The sequence below is a fragment of the Pseudactinotalea sp. genome (assembly GCF_048594945.1).
Taxonomy (GTDB): Bacteria; Actinomycetota; Actinomycetes; order Actinomycetales; family Beutenbergiaceae; genus Pseudactinotalea.
In genome coordinates this window covers 1-13,808 of the sequence record NZ_JBMDXJ010000025.1, presented here as the reverse complement: position 1 = coordinate 13,808, position 13,808 = coordinate 1, and the positions used below count along the sequence as shown (strand labels likewise).

General features: G+C 69.2%; 10 protein-coding genes and 1 pseudogene. All 11 read left to right on the top strand.

Features of this window, described 5'->3' with window-relative positions:
- Positions 1-231: pseudogene (locus ACOJSN_RS01220) on the top strand (NADH-quinone oxidoreductase subunit NuoE); the annotation flags it as partial.
- Positions 228-1,556, top strand: a complete 1,329-nt coding sequence (gene nuoF / locus ACOJSN_RS01215) for an NADH-quinone oxidoreductase subunit NuoF (RefSeq protein ID WP_420110685.1) — start codon at positions 228-230, stop codon at positions 1,554-1,556. The pseudogene ACOJSN_RS01220 and the gene nuoF, both read left to right, overlap by 4 nt.
- Positions 1,553-4,216 carry an NADH-quinone oxidoreductase subunit G gene (locus ACOJSN_RS01210; RefSeq protein ID WP_420110684.1) on the top strand — a complete coding sequence of 888 codons (2,664 nt, stop codon included), beginning with the start codon at positions 1,553-1,555 and terminating at the stop codon, positions 4,214-4,216. Before nuoF ends, ACOJSN_RS01210 begins: the two co-directional genes overlap by 4 nt.
- A complete protein-coding gene (nuoH, locus tag ACOJSN_RS01205) occupies positions 4,213-5,613 on the top strand; it encodes an NADH-quinone oxidoreductase subunit NuoH (RefSeq protein ID WP_420110683.1) in 1,401 nt (466 codons plus the stop codon). The genes ACOJSN_RS01210 and nuoH overlap by 4 nt, the downstream gene beginning before the upstream one ends.
- 191 nt (positions 5,614-5,804) lie before the next feature.
- Complete coding sequence (gene nuoI, locus ACOJSN_RS01200) at positions 5,805-6,383, top strand: NADH-quinone oxidoreductase subunit NuoI (RefSeq protein WP_420110686.1); 579 nt, start codon at positions 5,805-5,807, stop codon at positions 6,381-6,383.
- Positions 6,380-7,222: an NADH-quinone oxidoreductase subunit J gene (locus ACOJSN_RS01195; protein ID WP_420110682.1), complete on the top strand. Its 843-nt coding sequence runs from the start codon at positions 6,380-6,382 to the stop codon at positions 7,220-7,222. The genes nuoI and ACOJSN_RS01195 overlap by 4 nt, the downstream gene beginning before the upstream one ends.
- Positions 7,219-7,518, top strand: coding sequence for an NADH-quinone oxidoreductase subunit NuoK (gene nuoK / locus ACOJSN_RS01190; RefSeq protein WP_420110681.1), 300 nt, complete (start codon positions 7,219-7,221; stop codon positions 7,516-7,518). The genes ACOJSN_RS01195 and nuoK overlap by 4 nt, the downstream gene beginning before the upstream one ends.
- Positions 7,519-7,527: 9 nt before the next feature.
- Positions 7,528-9,438 carry an NADH-quinone oxidoreductase subunit L gene (gene nuoL / locus ACOJSN_RS01185; RefSeq protein WP_420110680.1) on the top strand — a complete coding sequence of 637 codons (1,911 nt, stop codon included), beginning with the start codon at positions 7,528-7,530 and terminating at the stop codon, positions 9,436-9,438.
- 27 nt (positions 9,439-9,465) lie between these two features.
- Complete coding sequence (locus tag ACOJSN_RS01180; protein WP_420110679.1) at positions 9,466-11,022, top strand: NADH-quinone oxidoreductase subunit M; 1,557 nt, start codon at positions 9,466-9,468, stop codon at positions 11,020-11,022.
- Positions 11,022-12,590, top strand: a complete 1,569-nt coding sequence (gene nuoN, locus ACOJSN_RS01175; protein WP_420110678.1) for an NADH-quinone oxidoreductase subunit NuoN — start codon at positions 11,022-11,024, stop codon at positions 12,588-12,590. Before ACOJSN_RS01180 ends, nuoN begins: the two co-directional genes overlap by 1 nt.
- The gene (locus tag ACOJSN_RS01170; RefSeq protein ID WP_420110677.1) at positions 12,587-13,582 is read left to right on the top strand and encodes a polyprenyl synthetase family protein; all 996 of its coding nucleotides are present in this window, start codon (positions 12,587-12,589) and stop codon (positions 13,580-13,582) included. Before nuoN ends, ACOJSN_RS01170 begins: the two co-directional genes overlap by 4 nt.
- The last annotated feature ends 226 nt before the right edge of the window (positions 13,583-13,808 follow it).

The window sequence follows — 13,808 nt, the reverse complement described above, 5'->3', positions numbered from 1 at the left end:
GGCGCCGGCGAGGCGACCGTGCGCGGCACGCGCCTGGCGCGCGAGCGTGACTGGACGGCTCCCGCCGTCGACCCTGCGCGGATCGCGCTCGACGAGGCCACGCCCGCCGCCGAGGCAGCCGGCACCGAGCCGGTCGGTGAGGTCGGCTCCAGCGCCGAGCGCGAGGAGACCACCGAAGGTGACTCCGACCCCGACACCGTGACCGCGCCCGACCAGGAGGACGAGTCATGACCGAGCAGACCACCGCACCGCTCGCTCCGGTGCTCTCGGACATCTGGGATGCCGACCGGCCGTGGACGCTGGCCACCTACAGCGACCACCGCGGCTACGACGCCTGGAAGTACGCGCTGCGCCAGGACCCTGCGAGCCTCGTGGACACCGTGAAGAACTCGGGCCTGCGCGGACGCGGCGGCGCCGGCTTCCCGACCGGCCTCAAGTGGTCGTTCCTGCCTCCGCCGGACGGCGGCCCGCGCTACCTCGTGGTCAACGCCGACGAGTCCGAGCCCGGCACGTGCAAGGACATCCCGCTGATGCTGGCCAATCCGCATGCGCTGATCGAGGGCATTGCGATCACCAGCTTCGCGATCGGGTCCAACCACGCCTTCATCTACCTGCGCGGCGAGGTCGTGCACGTGTACCGCCGGCTGCTCGCCGCGGTCCGAGAGGCGCGCGAGGCCGGGCTGCTGGGTACGAACATCCTCGGCACCGGCTACGACCTGGAGATCACCGTGCACGCCGGCGCCGGCGCGTACATCTGCGGTGAGGAGACCGCGCTCCTCGACTCGCTCGAGGGCCGCCGTGGCCAGCCTCGCCTGAAGCCCCCGTTCCCCGCCGTCGCGGGTCTGTACGCGCGGCCGACCGTGGTCAACAACGTGGAGTCGGTCGCCTCCGTGCCCGGCATCATCCGCGGCGGCATCGACTGGTTCTCCTCGATGGGGACCGAGAAGAGCAAGGGCCACGGTTTCTTCTCGCTCTCGGGTCACGTCACCCGCCCCGGTCAGTACGAGGCGCCGCTCGGCATCACGCTGCGCGAGCTGCTCGAGCTCGCCGGCGGCATCCGCGATGGTCACCAGCTCAAGTTCTGGACCCCGGGCGGCAGCTCCACTCCGATCTTCACCGCCGAGCACCTCGACACCCCGCTCGACTTCGACTCCGTGGCCGCCGCCGGCTCCATGCTCGGCACCCGCGCGCTGCAGATCTTCGACGAGACTGTGTCGGTCGTGCGCTGCGTGACCCGCTGGCTGGACTTCTACAGCCACGAGTCCTGCGGCAAGTGCACCCCGTGCCGTGAGGGCACCTACTGGCTGCGTCAGGTGCTGCACCGCCTCGAGGCCGGGCAGGGCCGCGAGGGTGACGTCGACCTGCTGCTCGACGTCGCGAACAACATCGAGGGCCGCTCGTTCTGTGCGCTCGGCGACGCCGCGGCGACGCCGGTCAAGAGTGGCATCAAGCACTTCCGTGAGGAGTTCGAGCAGGGCATGCACACGCCTGCCTGGGAGCTCTTCCCGTACGGGGCGAACGCCCTGTTCACCGAGCTGGCCGGAGCCGCCCGATGACCGCCACCGCTACGCCGAAGCCCGGCGCCCCCGCCGAGGTCGAAGGCATCGACGTCACGATCGACGGCGTCGAGGTCAGCGTGCCCAAGGGCACCCTGATCATCCGTGCAGCCGAGCAGATCGGGATCCAGATCCCGCGCTTCTGCGACCACCCGCTGCTCAAGCCCGCCGGGGCCTGCCGCCAGTGCCTGGTGATGGTGGCCACGCCGGACCGCGAGGGCAACGTCCGCGAGATGCCGAAGCCGCAGGCCTCCTGCACGATGGAGGTCTCGCCCGGCATGGTGGTGAGCACGCAGCGCACCTCCGAGGTGGCCGACAAGGCCCAGCACGGCGTGATGGAGCTGCTGCTCATCAACCACCCGCTCGACTGCCCGGTCTGCGACAAGGGCGGCGAGTGCCCGCTGCAGAACCAGGCGATGAGCAACGGCCGCGCCACGTCGCGGTTCACCGACGTCAAGCGCACCTACGCGAAGCCGATCAAGATCTCGACCGAGATCCTGCTGGACCGCGACCGCTGCATCCTGTGCCAGCGCTGTACCCGGTTCCAGGCGGAGATCGCGGGCGACCCGTTCATCGACCTGCAGGGTCGTGGTGGTGGCGCTCCCGGCGGTGCCGAGCACGGCATGCTGCCGCAGCAGATCGGCGGCTTCGACGAGGGCGTGCTGGGCTTCTCCGCGTTCGGGGACGACGCCCGCGAGGTCCCGGTGACCGATGCGATGGTCGGCCCTGGCGGCGAGGCCGGGCTGCTCTCGGGTATCTCGTACACGGTCGGTTCGTCCGAGCTCGACGCGACCGGTCGCCCGTTCGCCTCGTACTTCTCGGGCAACACGATCCAGATCTGCCCGGTGGGTGCGCTCACGTCCGCGACCTACCGGTTCCGCTCCCGCCCGTTCGACCTGGTCTCGAGCGAGTCGGTCGCCGAGCACGACGCGTGCGGCTCCGCGATCCGCATCGACCACCGCCGCGACGTGGTGCTGCGCCGGCTCGCTGGCGACGACCCGGCCGTGAACGAGGAGTGGATCACCGACAAGGACCGCTTCGCGTTTACCTGGCAGGCGCTCCCCGACGTCGTCGAGACCCCGTTGGTCCGCGACGAGGAGACCGGAGAACTGGTCCCCACGAGCTGGTCCGAGGCGATTGCGCTCGCCTCCCAGGGGCTCGCCGAGGCAGCTGCCGACGGCGGTGTCGGAGTTCTCCCCGGAGGCCGCCTGACACTCGAGGACGCCTACGCATGGTCCAAGTTCGCTCGGGTGGTGCTCGGCACCAACGACGTGGACTTCCGCGCTCGCGCCGCGAGCGCGGAGGAGGCCGAGTTCCTCGGCCATGCCGTGGCCGGCACGCCGATGGGCGTCACGTTCGCGGACCTGGAGTCCGCATCGCATGTGCTGCTGGTGGGGCTCGAGCCCGAGGACGAGGCGGGCACGATCTTCCTGCGGCTGCGCAAGTCGGTGCTCGCCAAGAAGACTGCGGTGACGACTCTGGCGCCGTTCGCGACCCGTGGCTCCACCAAGGTGCGCGCCACGGTGGTCCCCACGGCTCCCGGCGCCGAGGCGGCGACGCTCGGTGCGATCGCCGGAGGTGCCGACGAGCACGGTGAGCTGCGTGATGCGCTGGCGGCCGATGGTGCCGTGATCCTCGTCGGTGAGCGCCTCGCGCAGGTGCCGGGCGGTCTCTCGGCCGTGCTCGCCCTGGCGAAGGCCACCGGTGCCCGGCTCGCCTGGGTGCCACGGCGCGCCGGTGACCGTGGCGCCGTCGAGGTGGGGCTGCTACCGGGGCTGCTGCCCGGTGGACGCCCGGTCACCGACGCCGAAGCACGGGTGGACCTCGCCACGGCGTGGGGTCTCGACGCGGACGCCACGCTCCCGGCCGAGGAGGGCCGCGACCTCGGCGCGATCCTGCGGGCCGCGGGCTCCGGTGAGCTCGCCGGGCTGCTGCTCGGCGGCGTCGACGTCGAGGACCTGCCGGCGGCCGGTGAGGCCGAGCGGGCAGTCCGTGACGCCGGCTTCGTGGTGCAGCTCGAGGTCCGCACCTCGGCCCTGAGTCGATACGCCGACGTGGTGCTGCCGGTCGCCCCGCCCACGAAGAAGGCCGGCACGTTCCTCACCTGGGAGGGACGCCCCCGCCCGTTCGCGCAGGTGTTCGCCACCAGCGCGCGGTCGGATGCGCAGGTGCTCGGCATGTTGGCCGCCGCCATCGGCGTCGAGCTCGGCACCGACTCGCTCGAGTCAGTGCACCGCGAGCTGAGCGAGATCGCCGCCTGGGACGGCGCCCGTCAGCCTGCACCGGCGGTCGACCCGACAGCCCTCGCGGCACCAGCCGACGGCGAGTACACGGTCGCCACCTGGCGGCTGCTCCTCGATGCGGCCCGCGGTCAGGACGGCGAGCCGTATCTCGCGGGGACCGCGCACCGCCCCGTGGCGCGGATCTCGCCCGACGCCGCGGCCAACCTCGGCGCCGCCGATGGCGACCGGCTCATCGTGACCGGGCCGCTCGGCTCGATCACGCTCCCGGTGCTGGTGACGCCGATGCCCGATCACGTGGTGTGGCTGCCGCTGCACTCACCGGGATCGTCGCTGTACCGGATGCTCGGGGTCGGGTCGGGCGGTTCCGTCCGCCTCGCGGCCGCCGCGCGCGCCACCAACGGGGAGGTCGTCCGATGAACCCGGCGCCCATCGCGGACTTCAGCAACGACACGATCTGGATCACGATCATCAAGGCCGTCGTGATCCTGGTCTTCCTGCTGCTGTCCGTGCTCTTCGCGATCTGGTTCGAGCGACGCCTCGTCGCTCGGTTCCAGCAGCGCTCCGGCCCGAACTGGAACGGTCCGTTCGGCCTGCTGCAGTCTCTCGCCGATGCGATGAAGCTCCTGCTCAAGGAGGACATCACCGTCAAGGCGGCTGACAAGGTGATCTACCTGATCGCCCCGGTGATCTCGGTGTTCTGCGCCTTCATGGTGTTCGCCGTGATCCCGTTCGGACCCGAGGTCAGCATCTTCGGTGTGGTCACGCCGCTCCAGATGACCGACTTCCCGGTCGCGGTCTTGTACATCCTCGGGATCACCGCGCTCGGCGTTTACGGCATCGTGCTCGGCGGTTGGGCCTCGGGCTCGATCTACCCGTTGCTCGGCGCCGTGCGCTCGACCGCCCAGGTGATCTCCTACGAGCTCGCGATGAGCCTTGCGCTGGTCAGCGTGTTCCTGTGGGCCGGCTCGATGTCCACGTCGCAGATCGTCGGGTCGCAACAGAACACCTGGTGGGCGTTCACCCTGCTGCCGGCCTTCGTGCTCTACGTGATCTCGATGGTCGGCGAGACCAACCGCCTGCCGTTCGACCTCCCCGAGGCCGAGGGCGAGCTGGTCGGCGGCTTCCACACCGAGTACTCCTCGATGAAGTTCGCCTGGTTCTTCCTCGCCGAGTACATCAACATGCTCAACGTCTCCGCCGTGGCAGTCACGTTGTTCCTCGGCGGCTACCGCGCGCCGTTCGGCATCGGCCTGATCAACCCGGATCCGGTGACCGGCCTGGGCATGTTCGACACCGGCTGGTGGGGCGTGCTGTGGTTCCTCGCCAAGCTGTGGCTGCTGATGGCGTTCTTCGTGTGGGTCCGCGGCACGCTGCTGCGGTTCCGCTACGACCAGTTCATGAACTTCGGCTGGAAGGTGCTGATCCCGGCCGGCTTGGTGACCGTGGTCTTCTACGCGGTCCTCAAGGGCCTGTCGACCGGGCCCGACCCGCTACTCAGCTTCGGCGGCGAGTTCCTCACGCTCGAGTGGCGGCAGCTGCTGCTCGGCGTGGTGGGTGGCCTCGTGGTCATCGCGGCGCTGATGCTGCTGTTCCCGGGCGAGGAGGAGCCCAAGCCTGCCAAGGCCGTGGCGGGTAAACCCGGCAGGAAGAAGCGCACCAAGGGGGAGCAGTTCGACGCGTTCGCCGGCGGCTTCCCGGTGCCGCCGCTGCCGGGCCAGAAGCTCCCGCCGTCACCGCGCCGCGCGCGCGTCACCACACCAGCCGCCGCACCGGCAGCCACCCCGGCTGAGGGTGCAGGGGAGGACGAGAAGTGAGCGACGAGACCACACCGACGCCGCCCGAGGGCGGCGCCGCCGACGAGAACCCAGGCACCGCCGTCGAGAAGCCCGCGGCACGCGGCCTCGGCATCGGCGAGGTCACCGGCACACCCGCAGCCGACCTGATCCCGGATCCCAAGAACGCCGTGGAGGCGTTCGTGGCGCCGGTGGCCGGGTTCGGGGTGACGATGGCGACGCTGTTCAAGCCGGTCGTCACCGAGCAGTACCCGCGCGAGAAGGCGCCTGTCGAGCCGCGGTTCCACGGGCGGCACCAGCTCAACCGACACCCGGACGGGCTCGAGAAGTGCATCGGGTGCGAGCTGTGCGCGTGGGCCTGCCCGGCGGACGCGATCTTCGTCGAGGGCGCGAGCAACACGCCCGAGGCGCAGTACTCGCCGGGTGAGCGCTACGGGCGCGTCTACCAGATCAACTACCTGCGGTGCATCTTCTGCGGGCTCTGCATCGAGGCCTGCCCCACCCGGGCGCTCACGATGACCAACGAGTTCGAGCTCGCCGACCAGACCCGCAGCGACCTCATCTTCACCAAGGACGATCTGCTCGCGCCGCTACGTGAGGGCATGCTCGCCGCACCGCACCCGATGGCCAAGGGCACCACCGACGGCGACTACTACCGCGGCGAGGTCACCGGTCCCACGCAGGACGAGGTCGACTGGGTGCGCCAGAACCGCCCGGACGACCCGTCGCTGGAGAAGGCCGCGGCCGCCGCCGAGCGCGCACAGCGGGAGTCCGCGGAGGCAAAGCGGTGAACGAGCTGACGATCTCCAGCGGCGAAGCGGTCCTGTTCTGGATCCTCGCGCCACTGATGGTGCTGGGTGCGCTCTCGCTGTTGTTCGCGCGTAAGACCGTGCACATCGCGGTCTCGATCGCAGGTGTCATGGTGGGGCTCGCGATCATGTACATCGCGAACGAGGCCACGTTCCTCGGGGTCGCGCAGGTAGTCGTCTACACCGGCGCCGTGATGATGCTGTTCGTCTTCGTCATCATGCTGATCGGTGTCGACACCAAGGAGTCGCTCAAGGAGACACTCGCCGGGCAGCGGTGGATCGCGGCACTCGCCGGACTCGGGCTGCTCGTTCTCCTCGGATCGGCGACCACCCGGGCCGCGCTCCCGGCGCCTGTCGGACTGGCGGAGGCGAACGCCGACACCAACGCGGTCGCCCTCGCCCGGATCCTGTTCAGCGACTTCGTGTTCCCGTTCGAGCTCACGGGCGCGCTGCTGATCACCGCAGCGGTGGGCGCACTGACCCTGACGCATCGGGTGCGGCTGGGCCCCAAGATCGGGCAGAAGGAGATGGCCAGCGCCAAGCTCAAGGCCTACGGCGCCGGCGCGAGCTCGGCGATCTTCACCAACCGGCCGAGCCCGGGCATCTACGCACGCCACAACTCCGCAGACATGCCCGCGATCGACGCGGCAGGGGAGCCCGTGGATGCCTCGATCACCTCCGTGCTGCGGATCCGCGGGCAGGAGTCGCACCTGCCCAGCGAGGACGAGTTCGCTGATGCCGGCCGCCCCTACGGACAGGGCGAGGACCCGGAGTCCGTCACAGCTGCGAACGCCGACGAGCGGAAGGAGCTCGAGCAGTGAGCCTCCTCAACTACCTGGTGCTCTCCGGCATCCTGTTCTCGATCGGTGCCGTCGCGGTGCTGGTGCGCCGCAACGCCATCGTCGCGTTCATGGGTGTCGAGCTGATGCTCAACGCCTCGAACCTGACACTGGTGACGTTCGCTCGCATGCACGGGGACCTCACCGGTCAGGTCATCGCCTTCTTCGTGATGGTCGTCGCCGCCGCCGAGGTGGTCATCGGACTGGCGATCATCGTGTCCATCTTCCGAACCCGCAGGTCCGTGTCGCTCGACGACGCCAGCCTGCTCAAGAGCTGAGGCGCGCAGATGAACCTCGATCTTGCTGCGATCGGCATCGTGGCGATCCCGCTGCTGAGCGCCGGTCTGCTGCTGGTACTCGGCCGGCGCACCGACGCCTGGGGCCATTGGCTTGGCGTGCTGGCCTCCACCGCCTCCGCCGTGCTGGCGTTCGTCATCCTGTTCGGGCTGCTCGGCCGCGGCGCGGAGGACCGCGCGGTGGACGTGCATCTGTTCTCGTGGATCCCCGCAGGGGAGCTGAGTGTCGACGCAGGCTTCCTGGTGGACCCGCTCTCCGCCACGTTCCTCGTACTGATCACCTTCGTGGGCACGCTGATCCACATCTATGCGGTCGCGTACATGGAGCACGACGACGACCGGCGCCGCTTCTTCGCCTACCTCAACCTGTTCATCGCGGCGATGCTGATCCTGGTGCTCGCGGACTCGTTCGCGCTGCTGTTCGTCGGCTGGGAGGGTGTGGGTCTCGCGTCCTACCTGCTGATCGGGTTCTGGAACCAGCGCACCGAGTACGCGGTCGCCGCCAAGAAGGCGTTCGTGATGAACCGTGTCGGTGACATGGGCCTGATCATCGCGATGGGCGCGATGTTCGCGAGCGTCGGCTCGGTCGAGTTCGACGCCGTGTTCGCGGCGGCGCCGGGCCTCAGCGAGGGCTGGGCCACGGTCATCGGCATCGCGCTGCTGGTCGGCGCGTGCGGCAAGTCGGCGCAGTTCCCGCTGCAGGCCTGGCTGGGCGATGCGATGGCGGGACCCACACCGGTCTCGGCGCTCATCCACGCCGCCACCATGGTCACTGCGGGTGTCTATCTCGTGGTCCGCTCGGGCGCCATCTTCGAGGCGAGTCCGACGGCGCAGCTCCTCGTGGTCATCGTCGGCGCCATCACGTTGTTGTTCGGTGCGATCGTGGGTTGCGCGAAGGACGACATCAAGAAGGCGCTGGCCGCCTCCACGATGTCGCAGATCGGCTACATGATGCTGGCCGCAGGCCTCGGGCCGGTCGGCTACGCGTTCGCGATCTTCCACCTGCTCACGCACGGCTTCTTCAAGGCCGGGATGTTCCTGGGCGCCGGTTCCGTCATGCACGGCATGAAGGACGAGGTCAACATGCGCGGGTTCGGAGGACTGAGCACGTACATGAAGATCACCTGGATCACCTTCGGCCTCGGCTGGCTCGCGATCATCGGATTCCCCGGTCTGTCCGGCTTCTGGAGCAAGGACAAGATCATCGAGGCCGCGTTCGTGGGCGAGGGCTGGCAGCCGTGGGTGTTCGGCACCGTGACGCTGCTCGCCGCCGGCATCACCGCGTTCTACATGTCGCGCCTGTTCTTCATGACGTTCCACGGCAAGGTCCGCTGGAACGACGGGAAGAACGAGCAGCCGGGCGCTGAGCAGCACCCGCACGAGTCGCCGCTGCTGATGACGGTGCCGATGATCGTGCTGTCGGTCGGCTCTCTCGGGCTCGGTGGCTTCCTCATGGTGGGCGAGCGGTTCTTCCACTGGTTGTCGCCGGTGACCGGGCCGGTGGAGCACCACGACCCGGTGATCCCGATCCCGGTGATCATGGGTGCCACGATCGCCCTCATGCTCGTGGGCGTGCTGCTCGCCTGGCGCCAATACTGGGCGTCGGATGTGCCAGTGACTCCGCCCACGGGGTCGGTGCTCACCCGTGCGGCGCGTCGCGACCTCTACCAGGACCCGGTCAACGAGGCGATCTTCGCCCGCCCGGGCACGCATGCGGTGCGCACCCTGACGTATGCCGACACCGCCGTCGTCGATGGTGCGGTCACCGGCCTGGGCGAGGGCGTCGCCGGGCTGGGGGAGTGGCTACGAAGGCTGCAGAACGGTCACGTCCGCAGCTACAGCGCCATCATGTCCATCGGTGTGGTCCTTGTCCTCGCCATCGTGCTCGTGGCACGGATCTGAGCGGGAAGACCGGGAGAGAGACAGAACATGCCCCAGGAACTTCTCGGACAGTCCCCGCTGACCGTCCTCATCCTCGTGCCGGCCCTGGTGGCGGCACTCGTGTGGCTGGTGCCGCCGCTGCGCCGCCTGGCCCGCCCGATCGGCCTGATCACGAGTGCGCTCGTGCTCGCCGGAGCGGTCGCACTCGCGGTCGGCTTCGACATCGACGCCGCCGCCGACATCCAGTTCGCGCAGGTGGCGAGCTGGATCCCGGACTTCGGGGCGAGCTACGCCGTCGGCATCAACGGCCTCGGTCTCGTGATGGTGCTGCTGGCCACGCTGCTGGTCCCCGTCGTGATCGTCGCGGGCTGGAACGAGGTCAGGCTGCCCGCCGGTCTCGAGGACTCGGCGGAGGGCGCCGCGCGCAAGGCCCTCGATTACCGGCGCGCCGGCTGGATCGCGCTGATCCTGGTGCTCGAGGCGCTGATGATCGCGGTCTTCGCAGCGCGGGACATCTTCGTCTTCTACGTCGTCTTCGAAGCGATGCTGATCCCGGTCTACTTCCTGATCGGGGTCTACGGCGGGCCGAACCGCAGGTACGCGGCAGTCAAGTTCCTGCTGTACTCACTGGCCGGCGGTCTGATCATGCTCGCGGCCGTGGTCGCGTACTTCATCCTCGGTACCGATCAAGGGCCGCAGGCGTTCCTGCTCGACAACGTGGCCAGCGCCGTCGCGATGGCGCCCACGACCGAGATGCTGATCTTCCTCGGGTTCTTCATCGCGTTCGCGATCAAGGCGCCGATATGGCCGGTACACACCTGGCTGCCCGACGCTGCGCAGCAGGCACCACCGGGAACGTCCACGCTGCTCGTCGGGGTACTCGACAAGGTCGGCACGTTCGGAATGATCGCGCTGTGTCTGCCGCTGTTCCCGAACGCGGCGGCAGCGGCGGCTCCGGTGATCATCGTGCTTGCGCTCATCTCGATCCTGTACGGCGGGATGCTCGCGATCGGTCAGAGCGATCTGATGCGCCTGATCGCGTTCACCTCGGTGTCGCACTTCGGGTTCATCGTGCTCGGGATCTTCGTGGGGAGCTCGACGGCGGTGACCGGCTCGATGATCTACATGGTCGCCCACGGCGTCTCGACCGCCGGGATGTTCCTCGTGGCGGGCTTCCTCACGCAGCGAGGTGGCACCCAGGACTTGGGGTCGTACTCCGGTATGCAGCGGATCACCCGGGTGCTCGCCGGCACGTTCCTCGTCTCCGGTCTGGCGTCGCTGGCACTCCCGGGTCTGTCCGGGTTCGTGCCGGAGTACCTGGTGCTGCTCGGGACCTTCGAGATCGCACCATGGATGGCGATCGTCGCCGTGCTCGGCGTGGTGCTCGCCGCGCTCTACATCCTCATGGCCTATCAGCGGATCTTCACCGGCCCGCCGTCCGAGGCGCACGCCGGAATGGCCGATCTCAACGGTCGCGAGAAGACCGTCATGGGCGTGCTGATCGCGGCCATGCTCGTGCTCGGCTTCTATCCGGCGCCCGTGCTCGATGTGCTCACGCCGCTGTCTGAGACCGTGGCCGCGTTCGTGACCGGAGGGGTTGCCTGATGTTCGTCGCACCACACATCGAGTGGGCCGCGCTGACGCCGATCCTCATCCTCCTGGGAGCCGGCGTGATCGGCGTCCTCGTCGAAGCGTTCGCGCCGCGTGGTCCACGCCGCACGATCCAGGTGACGCTCTCGGCAGTCGCGATCGCCGGTGCCTTGGTCGCCGTGACGTGGCGCTGGACCGTGGTGCAGGCGGAAGGCCCGAGTGCGCTCGTGGCGGGCGCACTGCGCGAGGACGGGCCGGCTCTGGTCGCACAAGCGGTGCTGCTGATGGTGGCACTGCTGGGCCTGCTCGCTCTCGCTGACCGGCACCGCGGCGAGGACGCGTTCGTGCCGACCGCTGCGGCGGTGCCGGGCTCGGAGTACGAGGACCAGGCGCGCCGCGCGGGGCTGGCGCAGACCGAGGTGTTCCCGCTGACGATGTTCGCCGTCACGGGCATGACCATCTTCCCGGCTGCTGCCGACCTGTTGACGATGTTCATCGCGCTCGAGGTGCTGTCGCTGCCGCTGTACCTGCTCACCGGGCTGGCGCGACGCCGTCGCCTGCTCTCGCAGGAAGCCTCCCTGAAGTACTTCCTCATGGGCGCCTTCTCCTCGGCGTTCTTCCTCATGGGCCTGTCGCTGCTGTACGGCTACGCGGGGTCGGTGCGGCTGTCGGACATCGCGACGGCGGTCCCGCTGGTCGCGGGTATGGACGGACTGCTGCTGGCCGGCTGCACGCTCGTGATCGTGGGGCTGCTGTTCAAGGTGGGTGCGGTGCCGTTCCACGCCTGGGTGCCGGATGTGTACCAGGGAGCGCCGACTCCGGCACTGGGACTTCTGGCGGCCTGCACCAAGGTTGCGGCGTTCGCAGCGCTGCTGCGGTTCGTCTATGTCGTGACGCCCGGCCTGACCTGGGATCTCGCGCCGATGCTGTGGACCTCGGCGATCCTCACCATGGTCTTCGGCACGGTGGTCGCGATCGTGCAGACGGACATCAAGCGCATGCTGGCGTACTCGTGGATCGCGCACGCCGGCTTCGTGCTCCTCGGTGTCATCGCGCTCGACAACCGGGGTTTCAGCGCCTCGATGATCTATCTGCTCGGCTACGGCCTGGCGAACGTCGGCGCCTTCGCGCTGGTGGCGATCGTGCGTCGGCAGGACGCCGACGGCACGGTGACCGGCGAGGCCGCGCACATCTCGCAGTGGGCAGGGCTCGGACGCCGTAGCCCCGTGGTGGCGGTGTGCTTCGCGCTGTTCTTGCTGTCCTTCGCAGGTATCCCGCTGACCGCAGGGTTCACCGGAAAGTTCGCGGTGTTCTCGGCAGCCGTCTCGGGTGGCGCCTGGCCCCTGGTCGTGATCGGGGTGCTGGCCTCCGCTGCCGCGGCGTTCTTCTACGTCCGCATCATCGTGCTGATGTTCTTCACCGAGCCTGCCACTGACGAGGACGGCTCCACGACCACGGTCGTGCGCGGCGAGGGGCTGACAGCCGTGGCGGTCGCCGTGAGTGCGATCGGGACCGTGCTGATCGGTGTGGTGCCGGGTCCGATTCTTGCGATCACCGAGCAGGCGTCTAAGTTCCTGTTGTGACTTCATCCCTGCCGCTGGGCGACGACCGACTCGAGGAGGAGGTGCTCGCCGAGCTCGACGACGTCGAGCGGCGCCTCACCGAGGCAGCCGCGAACGCGAACCCGCTGGTGCAGACCCCGGCACGCCATCTCATGGACGCCGGTGGCAAGCGCCTGCGCCCGGTGCTGGTGATGCTGACCTCGCACTTCGGCTCCGGCATCAACGACGACGTCCGCACGGCCGCTGTGGCGACCGAGCTGACGCATCTCGCCACGCTGTACCACGACGACGTCATGGACGACGCCCCGCTGCGCCGGGGCGCGCCGAGCGCCCAGCAGCTGTGGGGCAACTCGGTCGCGATCCTTGTCGGCGACCTGCTGTTCGCCAAGGCGTCGCAGATGGTGTCGACGCTCGGCCCGGCCGCGGTGCGGATCCAGGCCGAGGCGTTCGAGCGTCTCGTGCTGGGCCAGCGGCACGAGACGCTCGGTCCGGGTGAGGGGGAGGACGCCGTCGAGCATTACATCGACGTCCTCGCCGACAAGACCGGGTCACTGATCGCGGCTGCCGCGAGCTACGGCACGCTGTTCTCAGGGGCCGATGAGACCGCCACGGATGCCTCCATCGCCTACGGCGAGAAGGTGGGCGTGGCCTTCCAGCTCGCCGACGACGTCATCGACCTCGTCTCCGACGCCGAGACACTCGGCAAGGAGCCCGGCACCGACCTCCGGGCCGGGGTGGTCACGATGCCGGTGCTGTTGCTGCGCGCCCGCGCCGCCGCCGGCGAGATCGACGAGATCGGCGCCAGCATCCTCGCCGACCTCGCCTCCGACGACGAGGACGTCCGCGCCACCACCCTCGACCGCCTCCGCGGCCACGAGGTGCTCGACGAGACCAGGGTGCTTGCGCGCCGCTGGGCCGCCGATGCGGTCGCCGAACTCGATGCCCTCCCTGATTCCGCGACCAAGCGCGCCCTCACCGCCTTCGCCGACCTCGTCGTCGATCGCCTCGCCTAACCCACCCCCCCAGCCGATTTCACTGACGATTCGTCACCACCCCGATTTCACTGACGATTCGTGCAGTCTGCGATTTCACTGACGATTCGTCACCACTGCACGGCATGCCTCCCACCCCGACTGGGTGCCGGCACCGCCCCGGCCGGTACCTGTTCCGCATTCAGGTGACGTTTCGTCTGTGAAATGGGGGTGGTCACGGTTGGTCAGTTAAATCGGCATGGGGGTG

Coding starts and splice junctions, on each gene's coding strand:
- nuoF (WP_420110685.1), top strand. CDS start 228: ATGACCGAGCAGACCACCGCACCGCTCGCTCCGGTGCTCTCGGACATC.
- ACOJSN_RS01210 (WP_420110684.1), top strand. CDS start 1,553: ATGACCGCCACCGCTACGCCGAAGCCCGGCGCCCCCGCCGAGGTCGAA.
- nuoH (WP_420110683.1), top strand. CDS start 4,213: ATGAACCCGGCGCCCATCGCGGACTTCAGCAACGACACGATCTGGATC.
- nuoI (WP_420110686.1), top strand. CDS start 5,805: ATGGCGACGCTGTTCAAGCCGGTCGTCACCGAGCAGTACCCGCGCGAG.
- nuoL (WP_420110680.1), top strand. CDS start 7,528: ATGAACCTCGATCTTGCTGCGATCGGCATCGTGGCGATCCCGCTGCTG.
- ACOJSN_RS01180 (WP_420110679.1), top strand. CDS start 9,466: ATGCCCCAGGAACTTCTCGGACAGTCCCCGCTGACCGTCCTCATCCTC.
- nuoN (WP_420110678.1), top strand. CDS start 11,022: ATGTTCGTCGCACCACACATCGAGTGGGCCGCGCTGACGCCGATCCTC.